The organism is endosymbiont of Riftia pachyptila (vent Ph05) (assembly GCF_000224455.1).
Lineage (GTDB): Bacteria > Pseudomonadota > Gammaproteobacteria > Chromatiales > Chromatiaceae > Endoriftia > Endoriftia persephonae.
Genome location: NZ_AFOC01000166.1, coordinates 1 through 4,361, shown reverse-complemented (window position 1 = coordinate 4,361; position 4,361 = coordinate 1). Strand labels below are relative to the sequence as shown.

General features: G+C 51.7%; 2 protein-coding genes. One reads left to right on the top strand and one right to left on the bottom strand.

The genetic code is table 11. From position 1 onward, the window contains the following. Positions 1-37: 37 nt before the first annotated feature. The gene (locus tag RIFP1SYM_RS18670) at positions 38-3,094 is read right to left on the bottom strand and encodes a calcium-binding protein (RefSeq protein WP_005966781.1); all 3,057 of its coding nucleotides are present in this window, start codon (positions 3,092-3,094) and stop codon (positions 38-40) included. A 425-nt stretch (positions 3,095-3,519) separates the two neighbouring features. Here RIFP1SYM_RS18670 and RIFP1SYM_RS17665 point away from each other — a divergent pair, with 425 nt between their 5' ends. Continuing rightward, complete coding sequence (locus RIFP1SYM_RS17665; protein WP_139042186.1) at positions 3,520-4,059, top strand: hypothetical protein; 540 nt, start codon at positions 3,520-3,522, stop codon at positions 4,057-4,059. The last annotated feature ends 302 nt before the right edge of the window (positions 4,060-4,361 follow it).

Here is a 4,361-nt window from a genome sequence, read left to right as displayed (position 1 = left end):
CCAGGGTAGAGCCCCCTAGCCCAGATCGATCGTCCGCTTAGGCCGCGGTCCAGGTGGCGGCGATCACCTGATTCATCGTTGCCTGTTCGTGGGGAGTCAACGAGCCATTGGCCGCTGCCTCGGGTGAAAAAGCGGCCATCGCACTCACCAGGCGCTCCACCTGATTGTTCAGCAACAGCTCACCACTGGCGGTTCTAACCCGGTTCAATTGGTAATTACCACCGTAATACCAGTTATCGATGGTGACTCGATCCTGCGTCCCCAGCAGATCGATCTGCAGGTCATAACCCTGGCGGCTGAACCAGAGATCTTCTGCATCTATATCCTTGCCAAAAACAAGCCGCCCAGTCTTCGACTGCCCGTCGTTATCGGAAATCACATCCTTACCGTGCCCCCGGCCGAAGACGTAGAAATCGATACCTTGCCCACCGGACAGGTAGTCGTTACCCGCACCACCGTTCAGGACATCGACACCATAACCACCGTAGAGCCCATCACTACCCGCCCCACCGAACAACCTATCGGTTCCGTTACCACCATAGAGCCGATCATTACCGCCCAAGCCACTGATACGGGTGCCAGCGTCACTATAGGCGCGAAGACGATCATTACCGTTGGTCCCATAGGCCACCGCATGTTTCAAAATATCGGCCTGAGTCCAGGTCACACCATCGGCAAACTGGAACGATCCAATATATTGATTGGTCCCACCAGTGGATTGATAGAAGTAGTTACCGACCCTCACCGCATCACCATTTCCATAGCGCAACACCAGGTCATTCCGGTTCACAACCACCCGAACCTCTGTCGACGCCACATCCTCAAATCGGATCACATCATGGCTGGGGCGCCTGTAGTATGAGGATGATTCGCGCACATAATCCCATCCCGAACCTTTACGGAATAGATAGATATCATCACCATCGCCACCATACAGGCCGTCATTGCCGCTTCCGCCATCCAGCAGATCGTTGCCATTGCCGCCATAGAGCTGGTCATTTCCCCGCAGGCCGAGCAGGTGGTCATTACCGCCCCGGCCTTCGATCCTATCCGAGCCTTTTCTACCAACCAGAAACTCATCATCAGACTTGCCATACTGCCTGCCGGAGCGGCCGATACCAAAATCGTTGAGGGTGGCATCGATATCAACCTGATTCTGAAGCGTACTCAACCACTGACCCAACATCACCTGGCTGTTCCAACCACTTTTTCCCAGAGATCCGCCAACATACTCATGGAGTTCGAGCAGATCGATCAGCGCCCCCTTTGCATTCTTGTTACGCTTTGCGACAAGCTGCGCCTCTACCTTTGAGAAATCCAGCTCGACGCCCTTGTCTGTCAGACCAATGGAGATTGAATCCAGATAGGGCCGCCACCACCCCTGCTTGGCAAAACCCGCATAGACACTATCCTGTAGGGCGGCATAAGCATTATTGAGAGAGTGAACAGCCCATTGATTCGGAATACTGTTGCTGCTCCCGCGAAAGAACTCCCCCATGAACGCCTCAACCGCAGCAAGTTTACGGGCATCTACCTTGCCGCCACGGCTATTGGAGGCGATATCCTCCACACCGGTCCACTGGAAGATGATCTGCTGCGTCAGCGCCATCCGCTGCTCCCGGATTGAGGCGCCCTGCAACTGCTTGACAAGCCTGGCCAACTTGCCACTCGAATCACGCATCATCGCCTGATGCAGATCGCCGACCGTCCCGAAACCTGGCAGGAAGGGGAGTTTGGCGATTGAATCCGATACGGCCACACGATCGATTTCCTGGGTTGAGATACGATCAACATCAAACCAGACATCCGCCATCTGGCCGATAGCGCCATCAGTTCGAGTAAAACCGGCATAGCCCTGATGTAAGTTTCCATTGACATCGGTATATCGAATGCTGTTATAGCCAGTGTCCAGGGACTTCACCCCCGCACTGTTCATGCTCAGCAGTTCCCCCTTATCGGTCTTGCCATTACCATTGAGGTCACGCCACACCTTCAGAGAGGCCCAGCCACTGTCCTTACTATCGACGCGGCCATCGCGATTCTCATCCAACTCCCTAAGCGCACCATAACCATTGCCGGCAAACCGTCCATTATTGAGGATGGTGTGATCACCAAGCAGTTCAGCCCCGTTATCGATCAGGCCATTGCCATTTCGATCAATAACCAGCAGGCCATCATCAGAACCAACCCACCCCGTCAACTCGGCAAAGCCATCGTTGTTGTGATCGAAATAGGTACCGCTGGATAGCCCCGTGGTTTCTATTCCATCGCCATCCAGGTCTAGGATTAGCGGGTCATAGCCATAGCCATTTGCTGCCCCAAATAGGTCGCTGATCAAGCCTTTCATTGAACTTTCCAGGCCGTTGATGGCATCGCCCAAGCCGAAGGCGAAGTCAAGAAACTGTGGCGCAATTTGATCGCCCCAAGAGGAGAGTGTCTTATCCCATGCATTAAATAACGGCCCAAGCCACTCTTTGGCGTCGTTAAACTGTTCAAGCCAACCCTGTGCCTGTTGTTGAACCTGCGGATCCGATGAATAGCCTTCCCTAAAAACAAAACCTAGTAGGTGGATGTTTACCAATACGGCATCCGGACCATCACCTCCCGTATCACGGATCTGCGCCCATAGATCTTCGACGGCCTGGTCGTCATACTCTTTGCGAATCAGTTCCATGGGGGTATAGAGCGTCCAATTTTCGAGGCTAAGATTATTTTTCTCAAATGCTTCCTGATGGAACTTCATCGTCTCGTTATAGCGAACATCCCGATCAATCCAACCCCCATTCTGATCGGCATTCGAAATAAGTGCCTTGATATATCCCTCTGCCATATCGACACGAATATTATCGATCTCTGCCAACGAAAGATTAATGCATTCTTCACCGCCCATACCCATCAAAGCAGTACCTTTCAGATAGTTGAGGGCTGCTTGACCGGCAACTGTGTCACCATTAGCCACACCTGCGGCCCAGCCCGCATAATTATAGCCTTTGCCGTAGAGTTCGGCATAGACTTGGCGGACGGCCTTTACCCCCCCCGATTCGATACGCCTTCTGTAGTCCACAAGCTGTTGTCTCGTTATTGTCTGTAGCATGGTTCATTCCTGCTTTTCGGTTTTTTTGGCTGTTGGGTCTGCTGTTGTTGTTTTTGCCTTTGCATTTTGTTGTGTTGCGTCTCTCGGCTTTCGGGTGTTTTTTTTTGTCCTGTATGTCTTTCTATATTTCGTATCCTCTTTCGTATCTTCCTCTCAATGTTTTGCCTTTTGTGTATCTGCTTGCGCTTGTTCTTCATTTATCCTTCTCCCTCCTTGCTTTGCTCTCGTTTGGATTCTTTTGCTGGTGGTGGATTCGAGCGTTTACGTTTCGTAGTTGGGCCTTATTTTCGCTTGCTTGCCCTGCTATCGGACTTTTTGTTCGCGTCCTGATTCGGCTCACCACATCCTTGCTTCGCCTCCGCTTCTTCTCGCTACGTGGGGCTGGTTCGCTTATTAATGGTACGCTTCGCTTCGCCTTTTAGATTGTGCTGCTTGTTTGGCTCTCGTGTATCGAGACACCTTTTTTTTTCATTTTTTTTGGCTGCCTCTCGTTTCGCGTGTGCCCTTCGTTTCTTTATTTCGTCACCGTGATGATCCTGGCCGGTGGTCATAGCCACCTATTTGCAGGGGGTGTTGGCCTGGCTTTGGGGACGGGTTCGTTCTGTGCTGTTGTCCCTGGTGTTCTATTCCCTCTTGTTCGGGTTTGGGTTATTGCATTCATAACTGCGCCTTTTGGATTCAGGGGTTTTGGCGGGGCGTGGTCGTTTGCGCTTCTCTCCAGGGTCCGTATCGGCGTTGTCTTTGACGTGTTCCGCGGCGTGCCTCGGTGTGGTTCTCTTCCTACTGCCGAGGTTGGCGCGCAGCGTTTTTTGTCGATCCTGTTCTTTCTTTTTTTCTTCTTTGTTAACCTCGCGAGTCATTTCGTTTATGTTGTCCTTCTATATCCCTCTGCCAATACCGGCCCTCAGTTGCCGGGTATTGCTCTTCTACCTGAGCTTGTTCCTTCGCCTGCGGCAAGTGGTTGATTGTTTGTGATTCAGCGTTTCGCTTTTCATTTTCCCTTCTCTCTGCGATTGGGGTCTGTGTTTGAATTTTCCATAGCTGGTTTAGGTTTCCCGATTTTCGCGCTTTTTTTGGAGAATAGGGGACAGACCACGGTTTTCTTGGCTGACAACCGTGGTCTGTCCCCTGTTTCTTCCTGTTTCTTCTTTATTTTCGCAATCACTTCCCTTCTCCTTTTGTCCCATCACTATCATTTCCACTGAACTGGCCAGCAACATAACGCTCCCAACCGATCTTTATTAACGGCGACACGCCAACCAGGTAA

Coding starts and splice junctions, on each gene's coding strand:
- RIFP1SYM_RS18670 (WP_005966781.1), bottom strand. CDS start 3,094: ATGCTACAGACAATAACGAGACAACAGCTTGTGGACTACAGAAGGCGT.